22 protein-coding genes, 2 tRNA genes and 1 other RNA gene are annotated in these 24,652 nt (G+C 69.3%); 13 read left to right on the top strand and 12 right to left on the bottom strand.

The genetic code is table 11. The features are described 5' to 3' along the window. Nucleotides 1–544 precede the first annotated feature (544 nt). Together ACFWN2_RS30775 and ffs are read right to left on the bottom strand one after the other, a co-directional pair. Entirely contained in the window at nt 545–2,632 is a 2,088-nt protein-coding gene (locus ACFWN2_RS30775) for a DNA polymerase III subunit gamma and tau (protein WP_382433302.1), read from the bottom strand. Between the two features lie 30 nt (nt 2,633–2,662). Further along, nucleotides 2,663–2,759: signal recognition particle sRNA small type (ffs, locus tag ACFWN2_RS30770), an RNA gene on the bottom strand. A 115-nt stretch (nt 2,760–2,874) separates the two neighbouring features. On the opposite strand from ffs, the gene ACFWN2_RS30765 reads away from it, so the two are divergent. Next, nucleotides 2,875–4,611, top strand: a complete 1,737-nt coding sequence (locus tag ACFWN2_RS30765) for a beta-N-acetylglucosaminidase domain-containing protein (protein ID WP_382433300.1) — start codon at nt 2,875–2,877, stop codon at nt 4,609–4,611. Here the strand turns inward: ACFWN2_RS30765 and ACFWN2_RS30760 are convergent. From ACFWN2_RS30760 to ACFWN2_RS30750, 3 genes are read right to left on the bottom strand one after another with little or no spacing between them, the layout of a single operon-like run. Next, the gene (locus tag ACFWN2_RS30760; RefSeq protein WP_382433298.1) at nt 4,608–5,180 is read right to left on the bottom strand and encodes a maleylpyruvate isomerase family mycothiol-dependent enzyme; all 573 of its coding nucleotides are present in this window, start codon (nt 5,178–5,180) and stop codon (nt 4,608–4,610) included. The two genes, ACFWN2_RS30765 and ACFWN2_RS30760, sit on opposite strands and share 4 nt — an antisense overlap. Continuing rightward, entirely contained in the window at nt 5,177–6,355 is a 1,179-nt protein-coding gene (locus ACFWN2_RS30755; RefSeq protein ID WP_382433296.1) for an RNA polymerase sigma factor, read from the bottom strand. The genes ACFWN2_RS30760 and ACFWN2_RS30755 overlap by 4 nt, the downstream gene beginning before the upstream one ends. Nucleotides 6,356–6,359: 4 nt before the next feature. Further along, complete coding sequence (locus tag ACFWN2_RS30750) at nt 6,360–6,692, bottom strand: YciI family protein (RefSeq protein ID WP_382433294.1); 333 nt, start codon at nt 6,690–6,692, stop codon at nt 6,360–6,362. 130 nt (nt 6,693–6,822) lie between these two features. On the opposite strand from ACFWN2_RS30750, the gene ACFWN2_RS30745 reads away from it, so the two are divergent. Continuing rightward, nucleotides 6,823–6,907: transfer RNA gene (locus tag ACFWN2_RS30745), tRNA-Ser, on the top strand. A gap of 59 nt (nt 6,908–6,966) precedes the next feature. Next, the gene (locus tag ACFWN2_RS30740) at nt 6,967–7,620 is read left to right on the top strand and encodes a GPP34 family phosphoprotein (RefSeq protein ID WP_382433292.1); all 654 of its coding nucleotides are present in this window, start codon (nt 6,967–6,969) and stop codon (nt 7,618–7,620) included. 27 nt (nt 7,621–7,647) lie between these two features. Here ACFWN2_RS30740 and ACFWN2_RS30735 read toward each other — a convergent pair whose 3' ends face one another. Beyond that, nucleotides 7,648–10,086, bottom strand: a complete 2,439-nt coding sequence (locus ACFWN2_RS30735) for an endonuclease/exonuclease/phosphatase family protein (protein ID WP_382433290.1) — start codon at nt 10,084–10,086, stop codon at nt 7,648–7,650. 200 nt (nt 10,087–10,286) lie between these two features. Here ACFWN2_RS30735 and ACFWN2_RS30730 point away from each other — a divergent pair, with 200 nt between their 5' ends. Continuing rightward, entirely contained in the window at nt 10,287–11,057 is a 771-nt protein-coding gene (locus ACFWN2_RS30730) for a maleylpyruvate isomerase family mycothiol-dependent enzyme (protein ID WP_382433288.1), read from the top strand. 167 nt (nt 11,058–11,224) lie between these two features. Here the strand turns inward: ACFWN2_RS30730 and ACFWN2_RS30725 are convergent, their stop codons facing one another. Beyond that, a complete protein-coding gene (locus tag ACFWN2_RS30725; protein ID WP_382433286.1) occupies nt 11,225–11,680 on the bottom strand; it encodes a hypothetical protein in 456 nt (151 codons plus the stop codon). A 673-nt stretch (nt 11,681–12,353) separates the two neighbouring features. Between ACFWN2_RS30725 and ACFWN2_RS30720 the strand changes: the two genes are divergently transcribed. Together ACFWN2_RS30720 and ACFWN2_RS30715 are read left to right on the top strand one after the other, a co-directional pair. Beyond that, nucleotides 12,354–12,869, top strand: a complete 516-nt coding sequence (locus ACFWN2_RS30720) for a hypothetical protein (RefSeq protein WP_382433284.1) — start codon at nt 12,354–12,356, stop codon at nt 12,867–12,869. A gap of 388 nt (nt 12,870–13,257) precedes the next feature. Further along, nucleotides 13,258–13,599 carry a tyrosine-type recombinase/integrase gene (locus ACFWN2_RS30715; RefSeq protein WP_382433333.1) on the top strand — a complete coding sequence of 114 codons (342 nt, stop codon included), beginning with the start codon at nt 13,258–13,260 and terminating at the stop codon, nt 13,597–13,599. Nucleotides 13,600–13,677: 78 nt separating this feature from the next. On the opposite strand, the gene ACFWN2_RS30710 is transcribed toward ACFWN2_RS30715, so the two are convergent. From ACFWN2_RS30710 to ACFWN2_RS30700, 3 genes are all read right to left on the bottom strand, one after another. Further along, nucleotides 13,678–13,762, bottom strand: a tRNA-Ser gene (locus ACFWN2_RS30710). A 32-nt stretch (nt 13,763–13,794) separates the two neighbouring features. Then, nucleotides 13,795–14,226 carry a nucleoside deaminase gene (locus ACFWN2_RS30705; protein ID WP_382433331.1) on the bottom strand — a complete coding sequence of 144 codons (432 nt, stop codon included), beginning with the start codon at nt 14,224–14,226 and terminating at the stop codon, nt 13,795–13,797. A 14-nt stretch (nt 14,227–14,240) separates the two neighbouring features. Continuing rightward, nucleotides 14,241–14,729 carry a tRNA adenosine deaminase-associated protein gene (locus ACFWN2_RS30700; protein WP_382433282.1) on the bottom strand — a complete coding sequence of 163 codons (489 nt, stop codon included), beginning with the start codon at nt 14,727–14,729 and terminating at the stop codon, nt 14,241–14,243. Between the two features lie 60 nt (nt 14,730–14,789). On the opposite strand from ACFWN2_RS30700, the gene ACFWN2_RS30695 reads away from it, so the two are divergent. From ACFWN2_RS30695 to ACFWN2_RS30675, 5 genes are read left to right on the top strand one after another with little or no spacing between them, the layout of a single operon-like run. Next, nucleotides 14,790–15,995 (top strand): M20 family metallopeptidase, encoded by a 1,206-nt coding sequence (locus ACFWN2_RS30695; protein ID WP_382433280.1) that lies wholly within the window; start codon nt 14,790–14,792, stop codon nt 15,993–15,995. Nucleotides 15,996–16,029: 34 nt separating this feature from the next. Then, nucleotides 16,030–16,968 carry a prephenate dehydrogenase gene (locus tag ACFWN2_RS30690; RefSeq protein WP_382433278.1) on the top strand — a complete coding sequence of 313 codons (939 nt, stop codon included), beginning with the start codon at nt 16,030–16,032 and terminating at the stop codon, nt 16,966–16,968. A gap of 9 nt (nt 16,969–16,977) precedes the next feature. Then, nucleotides 16,978–18,522 (top strand): hypothetical protein, encoded by a 1,545-nt coding sequence (locus ACFWN2_RS30685; RefSeq protein WP_382433276.1) that lies wholly within the window; start codon nt 16,978–16,980, stop codon nt 18,520–18,522. A 19-nt stretch (nt 18,523–18,541) separates the two neighbouring features. Then, nucleotides 18,542–20,260, top strand: a complete 1,719-nt coding sequence (locus ACFWN2_RS30680; protein ID WP_382433274.1) for a hypothetical protein — start codon at nt 18,542–18,544, stop codon at nt 20,258–20,260. A gap of 18 nt (nt 20,261–20,278) precedes the next feature. Then, a complete protein-coding gene (locus tag ACFWN2_RS30675) occupies nt 20,279–21,463 on the top strand; it encodes a thiolase family protein (protein ID WP_382433272.1) in 1,185 nt (394 codons plus the stop codon). On the opposite strand, the gene ACFWN2_RS30670 is transcribed toward ACFWN2_RS30675, so the two are convergent. Further along, the gene (locus ACFWN2_RS30670) at nt 21,460–22,173 is read right to left on the bottom strand and encodes a helix-turn-helix domain-containing protein (RefSeq protein WP_382433270.1); all 714 of its coding nucleotides are present in this window, start codon (nt 22,171–22,173) and stop codon (nt 21,460–21,462) included. The genes ACFWN2_RS30675 and ACFWN2_RS30670 overlap by 4 nt on opposite strands. 188 nt (nt 22,174–22,361) lie before the next feature. On the opposite strand from ACFWN2_RS30670, the gene ACFWN2_RS30665 reads away from it, so the two are divergent. Together ACFWN2_RS30665 and ACFWN2_RS30660 are read left to right on the top strand one after the other, a co-directional pair. Then, the gene (locus ACFWN2_RS30665) at nt 22,362–24,023 is read left to right on the top strand and encodes a DPP IV N-terminal domain-containing protein (protein WP_382433268.1); all 1,662 of its coding nucleotides are present in this window, start codon (nt 22,362–22,364) and stop codon (nt 24,021–24,023) included. Continuing rightward, a complete protein-coding gene (locus ACFWN2_RS30660) occupies nt 23,999–24,487 on the top strand; it encodes an alpha/beta hydrolase family protein (protein WP_382433266.1) in 489 nt (162 codons plus the stop codon). The genes ACFWN2_RS30665 and ACFWN2_RS30660 overlap by 25 nt, the downstream gene beginning before the upstream one ends. Here the strand turns inward: ACFWN2_RS30660 and ACFWN2_RS30655 are convergent. Beyond that, nucleotides 24,484–24,642: a DUF397 domain-containing protein gene (locus ACFWN2_RS30655; protein ID WP_382433264.1), complete on the bottom strand. Its 159-nt coding sequence runs from the start codon at nt 24,640–24,642 to the stop codon at nt 24,484–24,486. The two genes, ACFWN2_RS30660 and ACFWN2_RS30655, sit on opposite strands and share 4 nt — an antisense overlap. Nucleotides 24,643–24,652: the final 10 nt, after the last annotated feature.

Here is a 24,652-nt window from a genome sequence, read left to right as displayed (position 1 = left end):
GGGCCCACCGTCTGTTTGGGTTTTCATCTCTACTAAACGGGTGTGTTTTTCACACCCCTACCTGACTGCAGCAAGAGCTATGGCGCGACTCGTGATGGGACCCCACCGCCGGTTCCTCTTGGTAAAGACGGCTCGCCTGCGGCATCGCACCGATCACACGGCTCGCCTGCGGCATCGCGCCTGTCAACCGGCTCGCCTGCGGCGTCGCGGGCGAGCCCACGCCGCGCGCCTCCGCCCCGTCCTGCCCTACCTCGCGCGGGCCATCCCTGCTCGGCCCGGCCTGCCTTGCCTCGCACGGGCCGTCCCCGCGCTGCCATCCCAACTTGCACGAGCCCGGTTCGCCCCGCCACGCCTGGCCTGCCTTGCCTCGCACGGGCCCGGTCTGCCCGGCCTCGCCCCGCGCTGGCCCGTCCTGGACCAGCCCGGCCTGCGCGTCCTGGCACGGCCCAGCCCAGCCCACTCTGGCCCGGCCCGTCCTAGCCCAGCCCGTCCTAGCCCAGCCCACTCTGGCCCGACCAACCCCGGCCCGGCCGCCTTCGCGTGGCTAGGCCTTCTTCAGCGGGCGGGCGCCCAACTCGTCGGCCAGCAGTTGCAGCATCACCGACTCCGGGTCCTTGACCTGCGCCTCGTTCACCGCGTCCTGGTCTGCCGGGCGGGCGGCCTCGGCCAGCATCGCCTCTTCGTCGTCTGGCTCCGGCGGCAGTGGGTCGTCGGGCTCGGGGGGCTCTGGTGGCGGTGGGACGTCGTCCGCCGGGGGGCGGGGGGCTTGTGTTTGTTGTGGTGCTGGTTGGGGGCGTGACTGTTGGTTTTGTGCCTGGCTCGGGCGGACTGGGGCCGGGCGGCTCGCCTTTGCCTGGGTTGGTGCCTGCGCGCCTGCGCCTGGGGTGCCGTGGGTGCAGCGGACCTGCCAGGTGCCGCCCAGCACTGAGGAGAGTGCGGTGGCGATGGCCTCGGTGTTGCGGCCCTCTGCCAGGCGGCGGGCCAGCGGGGCTGAGGTGTGGGTGATCGTGACGATGTTGCCGTCGACCTCGCTGACCACGGCGTTGGTCAGCATCGCCTCGGTGCTGCGGCTCGTCGCGCGGACTGCTGCCAGCAGTTCGGACCAGATTCGGCGTACTGCGGTCGCGTCCATGGCGCCCGCGGCAGCCGCACCGGCGGGCGCGGGTGCGGGGGTGGCCGGTTGCGCCGGAGGTGCGGGCTGCGCGGGTGCTGGGGTTGGAGTTGCGGCTTGCACCGGGGCGGCGGCCGCTGGCGGCGCCTGAGCCGGGGCGGCTGCCTGAGGCTGGACAGCCGGAGCGGCCGGGGCCTGAGCCGGAGCGGGCGCGGCCTGAGCGGCGGGTTGCGCTCGGGCGGGTTCTGGCTGGCGTTGGGGTTCTGGGGTCGGGTCCGTTGGTTGCTGGGACCTGCGGGTGAAGACCGGGCCTCCTGCTGCGGGAGCCGCTGCGGGCTCGCCGGTGGGTGCTGCGATCGCTGCCGGGGGGCGGCGTTCCAGCTGTTCCAGGCGTTGGAGCAGTGCTGCTTCCGACTGGCTCACCGACGGGAGGAGCATGCGGGAGACGAGCAGTTCCAGCAGCAGGCGGGCTGCTGTGGCGCCGCGCATGTCGACGAGGCCCTGGTGGACGATCTCGGCGTAGCGGGTGAGGGCTGCCGGGCCGATTCGTTCCGCCTGGGCCGCCATGGTGGCCAGTTCGTCTTCTGGGACGTTGACCAGGTTGCGGTCTGCCGCGTCCGGGACCGCGCAGAGCAGGACTAGGTCGCGGAGCCTGTCGAGGAGGTCCGAGGCGAAGCGGCGGGGGTCGTGGCCCGCGTCCACCAGGCGGTCGATGGTGCCGTAGACCGCTGCTCCGTCGCCTGCGGAGAGGCCGTCGACCACGTCGTTGAGCAGGGCCGAGTCGGTGACGCCGAGGAGCGTGATGGCCCGCTCGTACTTGACGCCCTCGGGGCCCGCACCCGAGAGGAGCTGGTCCATCACGGACTGGGTGTCGCGGGCCGAGCCGCCGCCCGCTCGGATCACCAGCGGGAAGACGGACGGTTCTACGGCCACGCCTTCCGCTTCGCAGTTGCGTTCGAGCAGGCTGCGCATGACGCCGGGCGGGATCAGGCGGAACGGGTAGTGGTGCGTGCGCGAGCGGATGGTCGGGAGGACCTTGTCCGGCTCGGTCGTGGCGAAGATGAAGATCAGGTGGTCCGGCGGCTCCTCCACGATCTTCAGCAGGGCGTTGAAGCCCTGCGTCGTGACCATGTGCGCCTCGTCGATGATGAAGACGCGGTACTTCGCCTCTGCCGGGGCGTAGAAGGCCTTGTCGCGGAGTTCGCGCGCGTCCTCGACACCGCCGTGGGACGCCGCGTCGAGCTCGACCACGTCGACGCTGCCGGTGCCGTTGGGGGCCAGGCCGATGCAGCTGTTGCACTCGCCACACGGGTCTGGCGTCGGGCCCTTCGCGCAGTTGAGCGAGCGGGCGAGGATGCGGGCCGACGACGTCTTGCCGCAGCCGCGCGGACCGCTGAAGAGGTACGCGTGGTTCACCCGGCCCGCCGACAACGCGACACGCAGCGGGTCGGTCACGTGCTCCTGGCCTACGACCTCGGAGAACGTGGCCGGACGGTACTTGCGATACAGAGCGAGCGCCACGCCAGGAACAGTACCGGTGGCCACCGACACAAAAAGGGGACCCCGTGCACCCACCAGAGCCCGCTTATCCTTGCTGCCTTCCGGCCCTGGGGAGGTTCGCGAGATGTGTGCCGCACGAGGTCCGACGCAAGTGTAGCGAACGGGTCTGATCGAACACACGTTCGAGTTGCCCACAGTGTTGTCCCCAGTTGTGGACAACCGGCCACACACTGACTGGACACCACTCCTGCACACTGATCCACATGCGGAAAACGGGCCTGGTCGTGGCCGTCATCGTCGTGGCCGCGACTGCGGTCGCCGGAGTCCTGATCTATCGCGGCAAGGGTGACTCGGAACCCAAGCGCGCGACCGACGTGGCGGTGTGGCCAACGCCTCAGGCGATCGAACGTGTGACGGAGGACGTCCAGATCCCCGCCGCGGTGACCGTCGAGGGTGATGTCGAGGCGACCACGAGGCAGGTCGTCGAGAAGGCGGTCGCAGGCGGCACCGGCGGCGGCGCGCTGAAGATCCGGTTCAGCACCGACAAGGGCCTGTCGGCGGAGGCCTACCGGATCAACGTCGGCTCCTCCGAGGTGACCGTCGCGAGCGCGGACCCGGCCGGCGCGTTCTACGCCGCGCAGACCCTCCGCCAGCTGGTGCGGGGCGGCAAGCTCGCGGGCGTCAAGGTCGACGACCGGCCGTCGCTGCCGCAGCGCGGGATCGTCGAGGGCTTCTACGGCCGGCAGTGGACCTACGCCGAGCAGCAGGCGCAGCTCGACTTCGCCGCCTCGGTCAAGTTCAACTCCTACGTCTACGCGCCCAAGGACGACCCGTTCCACCGCGAGCGCTGGCGCGACCCGTATCCAGAGGACCGCCTCGCCCAGATCGCCGAACTGGCGAAACGCGCCGCGGCCGGGCACGTGAAGTTCACCTACTCCCTCGCTCCCGGTCTGTCGATGTGCTACTCGAAGGACTCCGAGCGCGACGCCGTGCTGGCCAAGCTCAAGCAGCTGCACGAGGCGGGCATCAGGTCGTTCGCGCTGCTCCTCGACGACATCGACTACGGCAGGTGGAACTGCCCGGAGGACCAGGACGCCTACGGCCCGCCGAACCAGGAGAACGCCGCCCGCGCGCAGAACGACCTGCTCAACGACACCGCGCTGACGATCCGCAACCAGCTGCCGGGCGCGGGTCCGCTGATCACCGTGCTCACCGAGTACGGCGACATCCGGCAGACCCCGTACAAGAAGGTCTTCCACGACCACCTCGACAAGTCCGTGATCGTCATGTGGACCGGCACGGCCGTCATCCCCGCGACGATCACCCGCGACCAGTCGCGCCGCGCCGAGCAGCTGTGGGGCCGCAAGACCCTGATCTGGGACAACTACCCCGTCGCCGACTACCCGGACGCCAAGGGCCGGCTGCTGCTCGGCTCGTACTCGGGCCGCGAACCGGGCCTCAGCGTCGTCGGCCTGCTCTCCAACCCGATGAGCCAGGCCTTCGCGAGCCGCGTCGCGATGTTCGAGATGGCCGACTACGCCTGGAACGACGCCATGTACGACGAGGACGCGTCGGAGCTCGGCTACGCGAACCTGCTCGCCGGCGGTGACGAGAAGGTGCGGATCGCGCTGCTCTCGTTCTTCGACATGAGCTCGTGGACGGCCCCGCGCCTGGCCGGCGAGCTCCGCGAGTTCCAGGACCGGTGGAAGGCGGGCGACAAGAAGGCCGCCGTCGCCGAGCTGCGCACCTACGCCGACGTCCTCGCCGGCGCCCCGAAGGTGATCAGGGACCGGGTCGACAAGGGCTTCTCCACCGACTCCGAGCCGTGGCTCGCCCAGACCGAGCTGTACGGCAGGGCGTTGCAGGCCACGGTCGACGGGCTGGACGGCAGGCGCGAGCGGTTCGCCGAGTCCGCCGAGATCGTGAAGCAGCTGAACAAGGAGCTGAAGCTCGGCGACGGCACGCTCGACAAGTTCCTCGCCCAGGCGCCGAACCTCTAGATCGAACGTGTGTTCGAGTTGTCCACGGGGTTGTCCCCACCTGTGGACAACTTCCGTCCCGTGGCGAGCATCAGCAGGTCAGGGGCCGGGAGGTCGGGGATCCCGGTCTCCCGGAAACGCTTGCGAGCACCCCAGAACGGGCTCTTCAGCACGTGCTCCAGCGCGGCCTGCGCCGGTTCGAGCGGCATCTCGCGAACGCGCCCCAACGGCCGCGCGACGTCCTGGCCGTGCACGAGGAAGTCGACCAACGGGTCGATCGGCGCGGCCATGGGCGCGCGCTTCGCCGAGCCGGCCGTCTCGCGGATCTGCGCGATCAACTCGGATCGGGTGAACTTCGCGGCCAGCGCACGGGCCTTCTCGTCCTCCATCCGCTCCCAGTCGAACCGCGCCCTCACGACGCCGGTGAGCACGTCCCGCCAGCCGGTGCGCGTCGACGTGGTCAGGTGGGCGGCCATGATCTGCATCGTCCAGCCGGCGCAGAGGGTCTCGCGCTGCCACTCGTCGTCGGTCAGGTCCTCCAGGAGGTCGGCGACGCCCAGGCGTTCCGCCTCCAGCCACTTCATGATCATGATCGCCCCTCGATGACGGCCAGCCTGCGGCGCAGGAGGTCCTGTTCGGTTTCCGTGCCCGCGAGCGCGATCGCCTCGCGGTAGGCCTGGGCGGCCTCGTCGTCGCGGCCCAGGCGGTGCAGCAGGTCGCCGCGGGCCACGCGGAACGGGTGGTAGTCGCGCAGCCTGGGCTCGTCCGCCAGCTCGTCGAGCAACGCGAGCCCTGCCGCCGCCCCGTCGCGCATGGCGACCGCGGCTGCCCTGTTCAACGCCACCACCGGCGACGGGCCGAGCTTGAGCAGCACGTCGTAGAGCGCGACGATCTGCGGCCAGTCGGTGCTCGCGAAGTCCGGCGCCTCGTCGTGCAGCGCGTTGATCGCCGCCTGCACCCCGTACGGGCCGTAACCGCCGGTCAGCGCCCGTTCCGCGAGCGCGCTGCCCTCGGTGATGAGGTCGCGGTCCCAGAGCGCGCGGTCCTGGTCCTCCAGCAGTTCGGAGCGGGTCTCACGCCGGGCGTGGACCAGCAACATCAACGCCAGCAGGCCCGTGACCTCGCGTTCGGGCAGCAGGGCGTGGAGGATCCTGGCCAGCCTGATGGCCTCCTCCGCGAGATCGGCGCGCTGGGCCGCGTAGCCCTCGGTGAAGATCGAGTAGACGGCCTGCAGCACGCCGGGCAGGCGTTCCGGGAGCTCGTGCGGATCCGGCACGCGGAACGGGATGCGCGCCTGGCTGATCTTCTTCTTCGCGCGCACGATCCGTTGCTGCATGGTCGTGACCGGCACCAGGTAGGCCCGCGCGACCTCCGGTGTCGTGAAGCCGGCCAGGCAGCGCAGGACCAGCGCTCCCCTGTCCTCCTCCGCCAGCGCGGGATGCGCGCACGTGAAGAACAGCTCCAGCCGCTCGTCCGGCAGACCGTCACCCGGCAGCGGATCCGCCCGGTCCACCTCGACCTGCAGCAACGCCAGCCGCGCCGCGTACGCCTGGTCGCGGCGCAGGCGGTCGACGGCCTTGCGGCGCGCGGTCGTGAGCAACCACGCGCCGGGCCGGTCCGGCACCCCGTCCACCGGCCAGTGCCTCAGCGCCGCCTCGATCGCGTCGGAGGTGACCTCCTCGGCCAGGTCGAGGTCGCCGAACCGCTTGACCAGGGTGGCGAGCAGCCTGCCGCGTTCCTCCCGGAACACCTGCTCGACGTTCATCGGCTCAGAACTCGGCGATCGGCCTGACGACCACGGCCCCGCCGTCGCGCGAGCCGGGACACCTCGCCGCCCACTGCAGCGCCGCGTCGAGGTCCGGCACGTCGATGATGTCGTAGCCGCCCAGCACCTCCCGGGTCTCGGCGAACGGGCCGTCCGTGACGGCGCGCTTCCCGTCCTGTCCGACCTGGACGGTGGTGGCGGTGACGAGGTCGGCGAGCGAGTGCCCGGAGACCAGGACGCCCGCCTCCTTCATCTCCTTCTCGTAGGCGATCCAGTCCTCGACGGTGCAGCTCGCCTGCTGGTCAGAGGCCGCGTAGATCAACAGCATGTACTTCACGATTGCCCTCCTCGGTCCGGTCTTACGGGATCACGACGAGCGGGCCACCGCCAGATCGACACGGCCGCCGAACTTTTTTCGGAGACCCCCGTTTTGGGGCGCGGAACCCTCGTCCGGTAAGGTTCTCCACGGAGGATTCGCATAGCGGCCTAGTGCGCACGACTGGAAATCGTGTTGGGTTCACCCCCTCACGGGTTCAAATCCCGTATCCTCCGCTCTTGCTACGAAGGGCGCCGAACCTCAACGTTCGGCGCCCTTCTGGCGTTACGGTTGCATGATGCTGCACGAAGAGCTGATGCTGCTGTTCATCAACCAGCAGAACGGAAAGCTGCACGTCGACTCCACGTCGGCGGAGAACGCGCTCGCGGGGGCCGTGCTCATCGAGTTGGTGAACTCGGGGCGGATCGCGTTCGAGCCCAACGGCAAGAAGCTCCAGGTCGTCGATCCGACGCCGCTGAAGAACCCGTTGCTGCAGGAGTCGATCGGCAGGTTCGACAAGCCGATGAAGCCGCAACGGGCCGTGGAGCGGTTGCGGAAGAAGGTGCGCGACAACGTGGTCGCGGAACTGGAGGCCCGTGGCGCCGTGCGGGTCGAGGCGCGCAAGGTGCTCGGGATCTTCCCCGGCAAGAACTACGTGATCACCGACGAGTCCAGGAACAACGAGGTGCGCAAGGCCGTCGGCGAGGTCGCTGCCGGGTATCGCGGTGCGGACGCGCGCACGGGGTCGCTGATCACGTTGCTGTACGCGGTGAAGGCCGTGCACAAGGTGTTCGAGGGCGACAAGAAGGACTTGAACAGGCGCGCCAAGGACATCGCCGCGGGCAACTGGGCCGGTGACGCCGTGCGCAGGGCCGTCGAGGCGATCCAGGCCGGCGTGACGGCCGCAACGGCGGCTGCCGCCGCCGCGTCCTCCGGTGGTGGCGGATGACGCGACGACGGCAGCGGTAGGGCGCGGTTACTTCTTCAGGCAGTCGATCAGGTCTTCGAGGGCGAACACGATCCGGTCGACGTTCGCGTCACCCGTGGACGGGCGGGCGCGGACGATCTGCGGGTCGTGGTCGCTCGCCTGGTCGGCGAACTCCGCGTTGATGTGGACCACGTCGTAGCTGAAGCGCGTGATGTTCTTGCTCATCACGAGGTGGTCGAGCGTCTGCGAGTTGCCCTCGAAGACGTAGCTGTACCGCTCGTTCACGGGCAGCGTGTCGATCAGCGCCTTGAGGTTGCCGTCACCGGTCAGCGTCTTCAGCGCGGGCGAGAACTGGTAGTCGTTCAGGTCGCCCGCCAGCACCACGTTGGCGCCCTTGTCGATCGCGCGGATCTGCTCCGTGAACGCCTTCAGCGACGCGGCCTGCTTGGCGCGCTGCACCTCGGACGAGCGGTTCGGCGGCTGGTTGCGGCCGTGGATGGCCTCGTCGCCGCCCTTGGAGTTGAAGTGGTTCGCGACGACGAAGACCGTGCGGCCGCGGAACTTGAACTCGCCGGCGAGCGGCTTGCGGCTGCTGGCCCACGCGTCGTTCAGCGGGTCGATGCGGCCCGGTGACACGGAAAGCGTTGCGCGGCCGTTCTTCTTCACGACCTGGACGGGCGTCTTGAAGTCGCCGCCGGGACGGTCCACAAAAGACACTCGCTGCGGGTTGAAGAAGAAGCCGACGCGGATGTTGCCGCCGGGCTCGCCGCCGTCCTTGAGGTTCTCGGGGTCGATCTGACGCCACTGGTAGCGCGGGCCGCCCTTGGCCGCGATCGCGTCCGAGAACTTCTGCAGCGTCTGGTCCGCGGCGACGACACCGTCGTTGGTCGCGCCGTTGTTGTCCTGGATCTCTTCCAGCACAACGACATCGGGGCTGCGCAGGTTGGTCGTGACGCCGTCCGCAAGCCGGTCGAACTTCTCCTGCGGGTCGGACGGGTCGAGGTTCTCGACGTTGTAGGTCGCGACCGAGAGCTCGGACTCCTTCTGCTGCGCCGTGATCTCGCGCTGCAGGTTGGACGAGGCGTGCTGACCCAGGTTGAGCGCCGCCAGCGTGTAGCCGCCGAAGTTCGTGTACTCCAGGGCACCGACGGTCGCGCCGGCGAACACGTCACCGACGTTGGCCGCGGGCAGCGTGCCGGCGGTTTTGATCTTCAGGCGACCGCTGTTCTGCTGGTCGTAGCTCGGGTACGTGGTGCCACCGCGCTGGTTCTTGTTCTGGTCGGGGTTGACCGTCACCCAGACCTCGCCGAACGTGTTGCTCGGGCCCACGACGCGGGCGTCGTCGACCTGCACGAGCGTGCCTTCGAGCGACTCGAAGTAGTCGAGGGCGTACTTCGCGGGCTCCAGCGGGAGCTGCTCGATGCTGCCGCCCGGCGCGGGGAGGTAGCCCGCCGGGACGTTCTTCACGACGACCGGCGCCGGGACGGGGTTGCCCTTGGAGACCGTGATCGTGGTGGGCGTGGTGATCTCGGTGAGGGTCTGGTTGGAGCCCGTCTCACCGCCAGGCCGGTACTCGGCGATCGTGCCGCTGACCACGACGCTGTCGCCGACGGCCACGGTCGGCGCGGTGCCGCCGGTGTAGACGAAGACGCCCTCGCTGGTGCGCGGGTCGTTGTCAGGAGCCGTGTCCTGGATCCAGAAGCCGCGGTCACCCGTGGCGCGCGTGCCGGTGACGACGCCGGGGACGTTGGTGACCTTCTGGCCGTTGAGCGGCGAGATGCGCGTGACGCCCTGGATGTCGCGGATGCGCTTGTCGCCGGGGGTGGGGTCCTCGGGTTCGGGGTCCGGGTCGCCGCCGCCGGGGGTCGTCTCGCCCTTGGAGTTGACCGGCGTCGGGTTGCCGACGGTGAAGTCGGCGGAGTTGTCGTCGGTGTCCGGGAGACCCGCCTTGCGCGACGCGGAGGTGGTGTTGCTCAGCGCGCCCGTCGCGGTGGCCTCGCGGACAGCCGCCGTGCCGAAGCCGACGAGGTCCTTGATCCGCGCGTCGGCGGCGCAGTCGGCAGCCGTCTTGCAGGTGAGCGCCGTGGTGCCGTTGACCAGCGCGATCGTGCCGCCGGTGGCGCTCATGGCGAGGGTGCCGGTGGCGTCAGGGGCGGGCAGTTCGACGGTGCCGCCGGTGCCTTTGGCCTCTGCGACGAGGAACGTCTTGCCGGGCGCGATCGAGCCGGACAGCGCGGTGACGCCCCACTGCGTGGAGGCGCCGGGGCTGGCCGAGATGTACTGGACGCTGTAGCCGTCGAGGCTCACCGGGGTCGTGCCCTTGTTGGCGAGCTCGACGAAGTCCTGCTTGAGCGTGGCGCCGGAGTTGCCGCCGCCTCCGTAGACCTCGGAGATCAGCGCGTCGGCGCTCGGTGCGGCGACTGCGGGGACGGCGGCGAGCACGAGTGCCGCCACCGCTGTCCCGACGACGGGCAGGGTGGGTCTCAAAACTTCCTCCAGGGGATGCGGCGGACCGACGCATCTTTCCTCGATCGAGTGAGCTTTGGTAGCCGTTGTTACTAACGGTTAACCGGTTGGCCCATCAATGATCACTCGAACAAGTGTTCGATCATGGTGTATGCTCATCCTCGGAACGCCGGCCAGTGGGCCCCTCCCAGGCACCGGCCGGCGTCCCTACATTTGAGCGCGTGGGGATTCCGAGCTACGAGCGCCGCTGCGCCGAGATCATCAACCAGACCGAACTGCTGGTCGCCACCCTTGCCGACGCTGACCTGGGCGTTCAGGTCCCGTCGACTCCTGACTGGACCCTGAACCAGCTGCTCCGCCACACGGGCCACGCCCACCGCTGGGCCGACTCTATGCTGCGCGACAGACTTCCGGAGATCGACTTCTCCCGCAACGGCGCCCAACTCCTGGAGTCGTATGTGGGTGAGTCGCCGTCCGTGCTGATCCCGTGGCTGCGGGAGGGCGCCGCCTCGCTCGCCGAGGTCCTGCGGGAGGTCGACCCGGACGAGATGATCGCGCCGCTCGGCGGCTTCCCCGGCCCGCGCGTGTGGTCGCGGCGGATGACGCACGAGACCGTGATCCACAGGTGGGACGCGTGCAACGCCCTCGGCGTGCCGTACTCGCTGGACCCCGAGATCGGCCAGGACACGCTGCGCGAGTGGACCGGTCTGGCGCTGCCGTACGCGTACCAGCGATGGCCTTCCGAGACGGCTCCGCTCGTCGGTTCCGGCACCGTGCACCTGCACGCGACGGACGTGGAGGCGGAGTTCGTGATCGATCTCACCGGTCCGGCGCCGGTGGTGTCGGAAGGCCACGCGAAGGCTTCCGTGGCGTTGCGCGGGCCCGTGGTGGACCTGGTACTGGCCGTGTACCGGCGGCGGTCGCTGGAGGGGCTGGAGGTGTTCGGGGACCGCGAGTTGCTGGAACTGGTCCTGGACCGCGTGCGGTTCTAGTGGTGTGGCGCAGAACGTTGCCGGGGGAATTCGCGGTCAGACGGGTGTCTCGGGGTGCCGCCCCCACGTCCTCGTACTGGTTGTACGGGGGCGTGGGGGCGGTGCCGCGAGGCGCCCTGCTGAGCGTGGATTACCTCGCCAACGTTCTGCGACGCGCCACTAGGACGTCACCGGCCGAGCTCGTCGCGTGCCGCGTCGAGGAACGCGACCTTGGGACCCTTGAGGTGGTCCCACAACGTGCCCTCGGCGGGCGCCTGCCACAGGACGTGGTCGAGAGCCTTGACGTAGGCGCGGGCGAGTTCGTGCAGCTTCGAGGCGAACAGGACGTGGACCATCCGTTCGCAGACCCAGAGCTCGTCGAGGACGTTCAACGCCGACGTCTTCCACGCGGACGTGTCGTCGCGGTCCTCGGCGGCACGTTCCGCCTGCTGGGCCACCTTGATGAACTCGCGCAACAACTCGAGCCGTTCGGCTCGTCGGGCTTCGGCGCGCTCGACGGTCTGGCGGCGGACGTCGTTGCGTTCGACGCGGCGCGCCACGCTGTTCTGCACCAGGGAGGACAGGCCGCCGCCGAGCAACACGCCGGTCAGGGAGAGGATCGCGACCCACAGCTGTGTCTGCATGGCGCGCATTCCTACCAAACGTCAGAGCCCCGGTTGCCATGATCGGCAACCGGGGCTCTGAGCAGCGGTGGCGGTGGGATTTGAACCCACGGAGGCTTGCACCTCACACGCTTTCGAGGTCTGCGACCTCCTGTCCAGCCGGTGTCAGTGAAATACGTTCCCACAGGTCACAGTCATACCGAAACGTTCTCCAGACGTCCACGAACCGTGACGAACAGTGCCGTACGAACAACAACTGAGACGGAAACTGAGACGGAGACATCCACTATGGACGCTAGCTAGGCGCGCACCTACGTCCCAAGCAGACGCAGTGCTCGCACCTGAGGCAGGCCATCAGCATACCGACGTTTGGGTGACATGCTTCCGCACATCACCTGATCAATACTGCACTCTAGACACCTACTGCTTAAATACCCGGATGCCATTGAACGAGCAGCAGGTAGCGCAAGAGCCTTGGCACACCTCAGGTACAACGTGGACGATCGTTGGGATCGTAGTAGCCGTTTTACTTGGAGCATGGGCAGTGTGGGCGGCGTTCCGTTCAGCCCGACCCCGCCGAACGCTGCATGTATGGATCGACTCGACGGTACCGCTGGTCAACAGCGCGCCAGGCTTACATGGTCGACGGCTAGACCTGACCCTCGACGGACAGAAGCTGAGGTCGCCTTACCTTGTGGAGGTAGAGGTAGCTAGCCGAGGAGCTCTGGACGTTCCAGCTTCAGCATTTGGCGGGCAACCATTTGAATTGCACTTTGGTGCGCGAATTTTAGCCTTGCTAGAAACGAAATCAGACGCCGGTCGCCCCGCAGTACGCGAACCAAAGGTCGAGGTTGCCAATACCGCACTACACATCGGCCCAGCACTACTCACTCGCCAACATAGACTAAGATACACTTTACTACTCGACGGCAAACCGACGTTTCAACCAGTCGGCGATCTAGAAAACGTAATTATCAGCGAATCAAGCTTTACGCCGATGCCGAAACCATTATTCCTAGCCTTCACGACCGGCATCCCAATGATGATCATTGGGATGATCACCACTATGGTTTTAATGGTAACCACGAATACAATCTTAGCCACAGCTCCCGGATTGGCTGTTTATTTAACCGGTGCGATAATTACTTTTTCATCGATCACCAAGGTGCAAAAAATGCACAGAGTCAGGAATGATCGCTCCAGGAACTGAAGTGCAGAAGCCGCCTCAGAAAGCCTACAGCAGCCGTGGCTCTCCTGCGCTTCAGAAGTCGGTAACTGCGGTAACTGCGGTAACCGTGCAGCTCAGAAGGTTACCGCAGGGGTTAGGTTACCGATTGGCTCGGAAACCACGCCATCGATGCGGAGCCGATCGCTCGCCTCACCGCTGTAGCCGAAGAGGTGAACCATTGACGGAGTTCAGCGACGACCGCCTTAGATCGAAAAATGCTCTCACCAGCACATACATCCGCGCCAGCAACACGAACTCCAGTTCGCGCGACAAGTACCAATACCTCGCTGTTGAGCTGCGCTCTTCACGCCTCGCGGAGGGAGGGTTACCGCAGCGATCGGTAACCACACCCTTGCGGTAACCGTCTGAGCTGCACGGTTACCGCAGTTACCGCAGTTACCGACGCCAGAAACCCCCTCCGGCTACAGCCTGGAAGAACCTGCTCAAGGCCGCGAAGGTGCCGGACGGTCGGCTTCACGACGCACGGCACACCGCAGCGACGGTGCTCCTGCTGCTCGGCGTGGCCGAGCGGACCGTCATGGGGATCATGGGCTGGTCGAACACGGCGATGGCTGCCAAGTACCAGCACATCACCGCCTCGATCCGGCGTGACGTCGCTCAGAGGGTCGGTGGGCTGCTCTGGGAGCCTGCCGAGACGGCCGATGAGGGAGACGACGAGGACGGCGCGGCAGGGGTGCCGATACCGGCCTAGCGGCCACAACTGAGACGACAACTGAGACGAAACGTCAGAGCCCCGGTTGCCATGATCGGCAACCGGGGCTCTGAGCAGCGGTGGCGGTGGGATTTGAACCCACGGAGGCTTGCACCTCACACGCTTTCGAGGCGTGCTCCTTCGGCCGCTCGGACACGCCACCGATAAGAACAATACACAGCCGTCGCGACCGGTTTAACGCTGGGTCCGGAAGAAGCGTTCGAGCAGGTCAGCGCACTCCTGCTCCAGCACGCCGCCCTCGACCTCCGGCCGGTGGTTGAGCCGGCGGTCGCGTACGACGTCCCACAGCGACGCCACGGCGCCCGTTTTGGGCTCCCAGGCGCCGAAGACGAGACGCGAAACACGTGCGAGGACGAGGGCGCCCGCGCACATCGTGCAGGGTTCGAGGGTCACGGCGAGGGTGCAGCCGTCGAGGCGCCAGCCGTCGCCGAACCGGGTGGCGGCCTCGCGCAACGCGAGGATCTCGGCGTGTGCGGTCGGGTCGCCGAGGGCTTCGCGGGCGTTGCAGGCCGACGCGAGCACCGAGCCGTCCGGGGCGTAGACGACGGCGCCGATCGGGACGTCCGCGCCCGACTCCGAGGCCGCGCGCAGGGCGGCGCGGACCATGTCCTCCGAGGAGATCACGCCTGGATCGTGTCGAGCAGCTTCGTGAGCTCGTCGATGAAGCCGATGCGCTGGGCGATCATCTGGAGCTGCTCGTCCGGGTAGAGGTCGACCTCGTCGACGATGATCTGGAGTTCGTGCGAGGGCATGCCGAGGTCGGACAGGACGCCGAGGTCGCCTTCCGGCCAGAGCTCGTTGTCCTCCTCGTCCGGGGGTTCGACGCGCAGGAGGTCGAGGACGTCGGCGGCGATGTCGTAGTCGAGGGCGGCTGCCGCGTCGGACAGCAGCAGCGCCACACCGCCGGGCACTGGGCGGAGGATGATGAAGAACTCGTCGTCGACGGCGAGGAGCCCGAACACGGCTCCGGTCGACCTCAGTTGGCGCAGCTCCGTGATCGCCGCGTCCAGCTCCGACAGCGCGGAGCTGTCCATCCGGTTGCACCGCCAGCGGCCGTCCTCCCGGACCACCGCGACCGCGAAGCCGTTGACCGGCTCCTGCTGTGTCATGTGCACACCGTAGGGCCCAGACGACCTTCCCGGTAGCCGAGGTGGTGGCACCATCGGTAGATGAGCACAACTACGCCGGACCCTCGCCTCGCCGGACTGCTCGAAGGGGCGCGTTCGCTCCAACCCCGCACGGTGGCGCTGCGCCGTCAGATCCACCGGCACCCCGAACAGGGCCTTCAGCTCCCGAAGACGCAGGCGGCGATCCTGCACGCGCTGGAGGGGCTGCCTGTCAAGATCACGAAGGGCGAGTCGACGACCTCGGTCGTGGCGGTGCTCGAAGGCGACCAGCCGGGGCCGACGGTCCTGCTGCGCGGCGACATGGACGGCCTGCCGCTCCAGGAGGACACGGGTCTGCCGTTCGCGTCCGAAGTGGACGGCAACATGCACGCCTGCGGGCACGACACGCACGTGGCGATGCTGGCCTCCTCCGCCCGTCTGCTGGCGGACCGGCGTGACTCGCTCAAGGGCCGGGTGCTCTTCATGTTCCAGCCGGGCGAGGAGGGCCACCACGGCGCCCGGTACATGATCGAGGAAGGCCTGCTCGACGACGGTGTGGAGAAGGCGTTCGCGCTGCACATCACGTCGACCATGAAGTCGGGCGTGGTGACGTGCCGGCCCGGCGCGATGATGGCGTCCGCGGACACGTTCCACGTGCACGTGAAGGGCCGCGGCGGTCACGGCGCGATGCCGCACAACGCCCTCGACCCGGTACCGGCCGCGGCCGCGATGGTCGGGGCGATCCAGACGATGCTCGGACGGCGGGTCAACGTGCATCAGCCCGCCGTCGTGACGGTCGCGCAGATCAACGCCGGTACGACGACGAACATCATCCCCGAGGTGGCGACCCTCGACGGGACGATCAGGACGTTGTCCGAGGAGACGCGCACTCTCGTGCACAAGGAGCTCAAGCAGACCGTCAAGCACACGGCCGCCGCGTACGGGTGCCACGCCGAGGTCAGCATCGTGCCCGGCTACCCGGTGACGGTGAACGACGACGTCGTCGGGCAGCACGTGGTCGACCTGGCCGCGCAGGCGATGGGCTCCTCTTGGAGCGAGCCCATGCAGGACCCGTTGATGGGCGCGGAGGACTTCTCCTACGTGTTGCAGCGGGTGCCGGGGGCGCTGGCGTTCCTCGGGGCGTGCCCGCGCGGGATCGACCTGGAGGAGGCCGCGCCGAACCACTCGAACAGGGTGCTGTTCGACGAGGCCGCGATGGAGCACGGGGTCGCGATGTACGCGGCGTTCGCGCTGGACGCCCTCCGGTAGTTCCAGGTACGCGTCGCACGGAATGATGGGCGCCGTGCGAGACGTGTGCGTGATCGGACTGGGACTGATCGGCGGCTCCGTGCTGCGGGCCGCCAAGGCTGCCGGTCGCACGGTGTGGGGTGCGACGGCGAGCAAGGAGGACGCGGACAAGGCGCGCGCCGAGGGCTTCGACATCACGACGGTGGACGAGGCCCTCAGCCGCGACCCGGAGGCGCTCGTCGTCCTCGCCGTGCCGATGCCCGCCCTGCCCGACCTGCTGCGCAAGGTTCCCGCCGGCACCAGACTCACGGACGTCACCAGCGTGAAGGGGCCCGTCCACGACGCCGTGCACCGGTACGCGCCCGAGGCCCGCTTCGTCGGCGGGCACCCCATGGCCGGGGTCAGCAGGAGCGGCTGGGACGCGGGCAGCGCCACGCTCTTCGACGGCGCCGCGTGGGTCGTCACGCCCGAGGAGGCCGACGACCACCTCAACGACGTCATCCAGCTCGCGCTCGACCTCAAGGCCCACGTGGTGCCGACGACGCCCGAGGAGCACGACGAGGCGGTCGCGCGGATCAGCCACCTCCCGCACATCATGGCGGCGATCCTGGCCGCGGTCGGGGCCGACGGCGGACCGCTGGCCATGGCGCTCGCGGCCGGCAGCTTCGGCGACGGCACGCGGGTCGCCGGCAGCAGGCCCGAGCTGGTCAGGGCGATGTGCGAGGGGAACAGGGACGCGCTGCTGACGGCGGTCGACGACGCGCTCGGACGGCTGGGTGCCGCGCGCGGTTCGCTGGCGTCCACCGGCGGTCTCGCGAAGACCATCGAGGCGGGTCACGAAGGCAGGAACGCGCTGGTCAACGTGCCGAACAGGACGCCGATCACGATCGACCTCACCAAGCCGGGAGCACTCGCCGCGCTGCGCAACCTCGGGTCCCGCGGCGGGCGCGTGGTTGGTCTGAACGGCAGTACTGCTCAAGCGGAAACGTCGTAAGGTCGCCGGGTGGATCGACGGACGCTCGCCGGAGGCCTCGGTGGTTTCGCGCTCGTCGTGGCCGCCGTCGTGGCGCTGCGCACCGGGGACGCGCCGGACACGCTGAAGAAGGAGATCGCGGACGGCGTCGAGGTCGTGGCGTTGCAGGAGCCGATGAAGCCCGCCAACGCGAGGGCGCAGGCGCTCGACGTGGACGCGCTGCAGATCGCGTGGAACGGCTCGGCGTCGGCCTACGAGGTGCGCTGGAACGGCAACGAGCAGCTCGTGCCCACGCCCGAGGTCGAACTGCCAGGGCTCAACCCCGACGAGGAGACGCAGGTCGAGATCCGGGCGGTCAGCGCGACGGGCAAGCGCAGCGAACCGCTCGCGATCGCCGCGAAGCCCAAGGACCTGTTCAACGGCAAGTGGGACGACCAGCTCGTCGGCCAGCCGGACAGGTTCGACGGCCCCGAGTCGCTGGACCCGCGGAAGTGGCGCGTCGAGGCCGAACCTGACTGCCTGGGGCTGCGGCCGTTCGGGCAGAGCAAGCGCGTCGACGTCGACTGCCCGATGGCGGCCTTCCAGTCGAACACACCTCTGCGCTTCGGCGTGCCCGCGAACGACGGCGCCACCGGCCGGGCGATCATCAGCGTCGCGGGCGCGGCCGAGTCGAGCCACGTGCGGCTGACGCTGCTGGGCGACCCGTGGCAGTACCTGAAGGAGACCGACGCGCAGCCGAAGGGCGCGGTCAGCCTCGACATCACGACTCAGGGCACGCGGATCATCGCCGACCCCGAACTCCCCCGCACCGGCAAGCAGGTCGCCCTCGGCGACGCGCCGATGACCGGGCTCGTCGCGGGCGTGCGGCACCGCTGGGAGATGCGGGTGCTGCCGGACGCCGTGGTCGCGCTGCGGGACGGCGTCGTGGTCGCCTACGAGCCCGTCGCGATCGGGGACCAGGTGGTGCACCCGCGGATCCGCCTCGACGGCGGCGGGTTCCTGGACGCGTTCGGCGTCGGGGGCGTGGCGGAACGGGTCGTGCCCACCGAGGTGATCCCGCTCGACCGGGACGTCGCACTGCCGCAGGACGTCGTCGCCGTGAAGCTCGTGAGGCCGGAGGGCGGCCAGGTCACGGTCACCGACGTGCCGCTGAGCGCGGCGAAGGTCGCCGCTCAGGAGGCCCAGCTCGTGGTCATCCGCAAGCCGGAGAGCCGTCCCGGCGCGCTCCCCCGGCTCGCGGACCGCCCCGGCGGCATCAAGACGGGCTCGCCGAGACTGCACGTCATGCACGAGGACGGCGCCAAGCCGCCGCAACCGTTGCCGCGCAAGGGCCGTGTGCTCGTCACGGCCGAGGTCAACGCCATCGGGCACAAGGGCATCGAGCTCGAACTCGACGGCAAGCGGATCGTCGCGCTGCCCACGAACGAACAGGGCTCCGCGGTCCCCGGCAGGCACGAGTTCTGGCTCGACGCCAAGGCCCTGCCCTCGTCGTCACACGCTCGGCTCAAGCTCAGCGTCCTTCCGGCTGACGGTGGCGAACCCGTTATCGCGGAAACCGTGTTCCAGCTGGGGTGAACGCCTTAGCGTGACCGCTATGAAGCGGGTCGTCCTCGTCGTCGCGGGGCTCGCGCTGGTGGCGGGCGTGATCGTGCTGCGCGACACCGGCGGGAGCGACCTGCCCACCGCTCCCCCGCCGCCGACGAAGCTGAAGGCGTACGAGGGCGAGCAGGTGCTGCTGCCGGGCCCGCAGGGGCGTCCGGCCACCCCGTCGAAGGTCGTGTCGCAGGCCGGTAGCCACAAGATCCAGCTCAGCTGGACAGGTGACGCGCCCGCGTACGAGGTGAGGTGGGGCGACAGGTCGAAGCTCGTCACGCGTCCCGGCACCCAGCTCAACGGCCTGGAGAACGGCCGCGAGCAGCAGATCGAGATCCGTGCCGTCGACTCGTTCGGCCAGCGTTCCCAACCGGCCCAGGCCAAGGCGACGCCTCGCGCCGACAACGCCCCATACACGTTCGTCGACCGCTTCGACTCCGCCGACGAACCCGACCTCCAGCGTTGGAGGCTCTCCAAGCGCACCGACTGCGCCCGCGCCACCAGCGGCGACGCCGACGACCACGACCGGCTCGTGATCAGCAGCAGCTGCGGCACGCGCGCGGTGACGCTCCGGTCGCGCACGCCGTTCGTCCGCGGCGACGACGAGAGCAGGCTCGTGGTCGAGACGGACGCCCCGAGCACCGGCGGCAAGCTGCTGCTCGACCTCGTGCCGGGCCCGGTCAGCGTGCAGGGCGAACCGGTGCCACCGAACACGATCCGCGCCACGGTCACCACCGACAACTCCGGTAACTCGATCGTCGAGCTCGTCCCGGACGGCACGGCGGTCAAGCCCGTCCCCGCTGCCGTGCCCGGCCTGACCGTGCGCTGGGAGGTCGTGCTGACGTCCGCCGGTGTCCGGGTCGAACGCAACGGAGACGTCGTCGCCACCTCCCCGTTCGTGCCGGCCTGGCGCGAGGCGACGGCCCTGGTCGGCGTCGCGGCGCTGGCGGGCGACCGGATCCGCGCGGGCGTCGACCTGATCGGCTACCGGACCGCCAGGGCCGACGCTCCTCTCGCGGGCCCGACCCCGCAGGTGCGCGTGGACGGCCCGGCCAGCACCAGCGCACATCCGATCGCGGACGTCACCGCAGGTCAGCTGCGCATCGCCCTGATCCCGTCACGCGAGAGCGCGCCTGTCAGCGCCGTGAAGGTCAACGGCATCGAGGTGCCGTTGCGCGCGGCGGTCGAGGGCACGCCGTGGAAACCCGGCGCCGAGTACCCGGCCGTCGCGGACCTGCCGAAAGAGGCGTTCACCGACAACGTGAACGTCCAGCTGGTGACCGAGGAACGCATCCAGGTCACCCACACCGACGTCGAGCTGACCGGCGCGAAGCCCATCGCGCAACGCCAGTCCGGCACACCCCTGGTGGACGCCAAGCCGACGCTCGCCGACCCGATCCCGGAGGTCCTGGACGCGAGTGGTCAGCCCATCGAGAACGGCGCCGCGTTCAACCGGGGCCGGGTGGTGCTGGAGGTCCGCATCAACGCCCTCGACGCGGCCGTGGCGGGCCTCGCCGGGTTCGAGATCAGGCTCGACGGCAACCACGTCGCCACGGTGCCCACTACTGCGGACGGACCTGCGGCGGCGGGCAGGTGGCGGATTTCGCTGAACGCGGCGGCGATGAGCGCCGGAGCGCACGCCATCGAGGTCAAGGCCTTCAGCACCGATTCAGAAGTGCACCCCGAAACGGGCTACGTTCCCTTTTTGCTCAAGCCCTGATTGCCCCAAGATGGGGGTATGGCACGCGCACTCATCATCGACGCCGCCCGCACCCCGTTCGGCAAGTACCGGGGAGGTCTCTCCGGCATCCGCGTGGACGACCTCGCGGCGCTGCCCATCGTCGACCTGCTGCGCCGCTATCCATCGCTCGACCTGGCGCGCATCGACGACGTGCTGCTGGGCGACGCGAACGGCGCCGGCGAGGACAACCGCAACGTCGCCCGCATGGCCGCGCTGCTGGCGGGACTGCCGGTCTCCGTGCCGGGCGTGACGCTGAACCGGCTGTGCGCCTCGGGCGGCGAGTCGATCATCCAGGGCGCCCGCGCGTTGATCACCGGGGACGCCGACCTGATCGTCGCCGGCGGTGTCGAGGGGATGTCGCGGGCGCCGTTCGTGACGGCACGGCCGGACAAGGCGTTCCCTGACCGGCTGGAGACCGTGTCGACGGCGCTGGGCTGGCGGCTCGTGAACCCGCGCATGCCCAAGCACTACACCGTGCCGCTGGGCCTGGCCGCCGAGAACGTGGCCACAGAACTGGGATTCACGCGCGAGCAGATGGACAACTTCGCGCTCCGCTCACACCGCCGCGCCTCGGCCGCGTGGGGCGCGGGCGTGCACGAGGGGTTCGCGTTCCCCGTGCAACTGCCGGACGGCACGGCGATCCGGCGCGACGAGAACGTCCGCGCCGACACGAGCCTGGAGAAGCTGTCGAAGCTCAAGCCCGCGTTCTCGGAGAACGGCTCGGTGACGGCCGGCAACGCCTCCCCGTTGAACGACGGCGCCGTCGCCGCGTTGCTCGGCACGGAGACGATCGCGTCCGAACTGGGCGTCGAACCGCTGGGCGAGGTGCTCGGATCGGCGACCACCGGCGAGGAGCCGCACCGGTTCACGGTCGCGCCCGTGTCGGCGATCCGGAAGTTGTTGAAGCGCCTGCACCTCCAGGCAGAGCACGTCGACCTGTGGGAGATCAACGAGGCGTTCGCCGCGATGGTCCTGTCCGTCGTGCACCACCTCCCCGAGATCGACAAGGAGAAGGTCAACGTCCACGGCGGCGCGATCGCGTACGGGCACCCGCTCGGCGCTTCGATGCCGCGCGTGATCATCGACCTGTGCCGGCATCTGCGGGCTCGGGGTGGTGGCGTCGGGATCGCGGCGGCGTGCGTGGGCGTCGGTCAGGGCGTGGCCGTTGCGGTGCGCGTTTAGTCCTTCGAGTGCAGGATCGCCCGCGACTGCTCGGCCGCGCGCACGATGGCCTCGCTGACGAAGTCGAGGAACCGCGCGATGTTCTCCAGCCGGGTGGCCGCGGGCGTGCCGGGGCCGAGACTGCTGACGCCCTGCCGCGCGGCCTCGGCGAGGTTCGTCGTGCCGGCCGCGCTGGCGATCATCGACTGGTACCAGATGTCGCCGTCGTCGACGACGTACCGCTCGCGGCGGCGTTCGTCGCGCTCGCGGCCGATCAGGCCCTGACTTTCCAGGTACGCCATGGCTTTCGACACCGACGCCGGGCTGACCTGCAGGTGTGACACCAGTTCCGACGCGGTCAGGCTGCCGGAGTCGGTGGCGTAGAGGCTCGCGAGCGCCCGCGCCGTCATCTTCGGCAGGCCCTGGCCGATGAAGATCTCCGAGAACACGTCCTCGAACTCCCGCACCGCCTCCGGGTCGCGTCCGTCGGCGCGTGGCGGGGCCTGCCTGCCCTTCGGCGCGGCCTGCTTGCGGCGCTGCGAACGGCGTTCGGTGGCCAGTTGGGCGATGTCGGGCTTGTACCCGGCCGGACCTCCGTTGCGCATGACCTCGCGCGTGACCGTCGAGGTGGGCCGGTCGAGGCTCCTCGCGATCTCGGCGTACGCGAGGCCGTCGGCCAGGCCGATGGCGATCTGGCGGCGTTCCTGCTGGGTGAGTCGACCTCCTGGCATGCCCCGGAGCATAGCGTTCAGCTGCATACCATTGCAACGCACGTTGCATTAGATCCACATCCCGTTGCAACGATATTGCCACCTTGAACTGTAGTTATGCGCTTGCTTTGCAACGAAGTCGTTGGCTGATTTCATGAACGCAACGTAGCGTTTCGCTCATCAGAAACGCCGACCGCAGGGGGACCACCGTGATCACCGACGCCGACTACCAAGCCGCAGAACAACTGCTCCGCCGCCCGGCCGCACCCGGCGAGCTGATCGTGGGCGACAAGGTCCGTCCACAGTGGATCGAAGACGGCCGGCGCTTCTGGTACCAGGTCCGCGACGGCGCGGACCGGCGGTTCGTCGTCGTCGATCCGGCCGCCGGCACCCGCACACCGGACTTCGACCCGATGCCGTTCATCGCGGCGCCGGGCAACCCGCTGGAGGTGTCGTCACCCGACGGCAAGGTCGCGGTGTCGCGCCGCGGGCATGACCTGTGGGCGCGCTCCGGCGACCGCGAGTGGGCGCTCACCACGGACGGCGTCGAGGGCCACGGGTACGGCTACGGCCCGGACGCCATGAGCTACGGCACGCTGATGCGCAAGTTCGGCCTGCCGCACATGCCGCCCGCACTGGCCTGGTCCCCGGACTCGTCCAAGGTGCTCGCCCACCGCACCGACCAGCGCAACGTCCGCAAGACCTACCTGCTGGAGTCCCGACCCGCCGACGGCGGCGCGCCCGTGACGCACCTCCAGCACTACGCGTACCCCGGCGACGAGCACATGCCGTTGGCCGAGCTCGTGGTGTTCGACGTCGAGGCGGGCACGATGGTCCGCGCCGACTGCGACCCGCTGCTGATGCCGGAGTTCTCGCCGATCATGGCGGGCTGGGCGTGGTGGTCGGACGACAGTTCCGCTGTGTATTTCCTCTCCCGCCCCCGCGACCAGCACACCCTGACCCTCAACCGGATGGACGCGCTGACCGGCGAGGTGCGGGTCGTGGTGAGCGAGACGGGCACCGGCCGTGTCGGCCCCAACCAGCTGATCTACGGCGCGCCGCTCGTCCGGGTCGTGGCGGACCAGGTGCTGTGGTTCTCGCAGCGCGACGGCTGGGGCCACCTCTACCTCTACGACCTGCACACCGGCGAGTTGCTCAGCCAGGTGACCACCGGCCAGTGGCTGGTCCGCGAGATCCTGCACGTCAACGAGACGGACCGTCTCGTCTCGTTCACGGCCAGCGGACTCGTCGCGGACGACCCGTACCGGCGCACGGTGTGCCAGGTCGGCCTGGACGGCACCGGCTTCAGGATCGTCACGGACGACGAGCTGGACCACGTCGTCACGGTGTCCCCCGACGGTTCGTGCTTCGTCGACTCGGCCTCCACTGTGGACACTCCTCCGGTGACGACCGTGCGTTCGTGGACCGGCGAGGTGCTGGTCTCGTTGGAACAGGCCGACATCAGCCGCCTGCAGGCCACGGGCTGGACCGCGCCGGAACGCTTCCGCGTCAAGGCCGCCGACGGCGAGACCGACATCTACGGCGTGCTCTACAAGCCGCGCGGCTTCGACCCGGCCGCCCGGTACCCGGTGGTGGACAGCGTTTACCCCGGCCCGCAGGTCAACCGCGTCGAACCGTGCTTCGACCCCGGCGGCATGGGCATGGACGCGGAACCGTTGGCAGCACTCGGTTTCGTGGTGGTCGCGCTGGACGGCCGCGGCACGCCGGGCCGTTCGGCGGCGTTCCTCGACGGCGAGTTGGCCGACGCGGGCGGCCTGGCCGACCACGTCGCGGCGCTGGAGCAGTTGTCGCGGCGCTGGAGCAGTTGGCGTCGACCCGGCCGTGGATGGACCTGGGTCGCGTCGGCGTGATGGGCCACTCCGGCGGCGGGTTCGCTGCGGGACGGGCGGTGCTCGCCTTCCCGGAGACGTTCAAAGCGGGTGTCGCGTTGTCCGGCTCGCACGACGCCCGGTACATCGGGCTGGGCTGGGCCGAGAACGTCGACGGCGCCGGCAACCACGAGGCGTGGAAGCGCGCCTCGAACGTCGAGATCGCGGACCGGCTCGAAGGAAAGCTGTTGCTGGTGCACGGCGAACTGGACGACACCGTGCACCCCGACCACTCACTGCGGCTGGCGGACGCGTTGATCGCCGCGGGCAAGGAGTTCGAGCTGGTGGTCGTGCCGGGCGCAGAGCACCTGTTCCTCGACCGGATGGCGTACGTGCGGACGAAGTCGTGGGACTTCCTGGTGCGCGCGCTGATGGGGGTCGAGCCGCCCGCGTACCGGCCGGCGCCGATCGTGATCGACCCGGAGGTGCTGGGCGAGATGGTCTAGCGGGCCTTCACGTCCGCGAGGAACGCCGACCACGCCTTGTCCGACACGGGCAGGTGCGTGGTCGGTGCCTTGCTGTCCCGGATGCCGACGCCAAGACCGACCTCGACGCAGTCGCTCTGGTTCGCGCTGTAGCTGCTCTTCCGCCACGTCGACATCCCGGCGCCT

The organism is Lentzea sp. NPDC058436 (assembly GCF_042721515.1).
Classification (GTDB): Bacteria; Actinomycetota; Actinomycetes; order Mycobacteriales; family Pseudonocardiaceae; genus Lentzea.
Note: the sequence above shows the minus strand (reverse complement) of the source record. Positions and strands in the feature narration are given on the sequence as shown.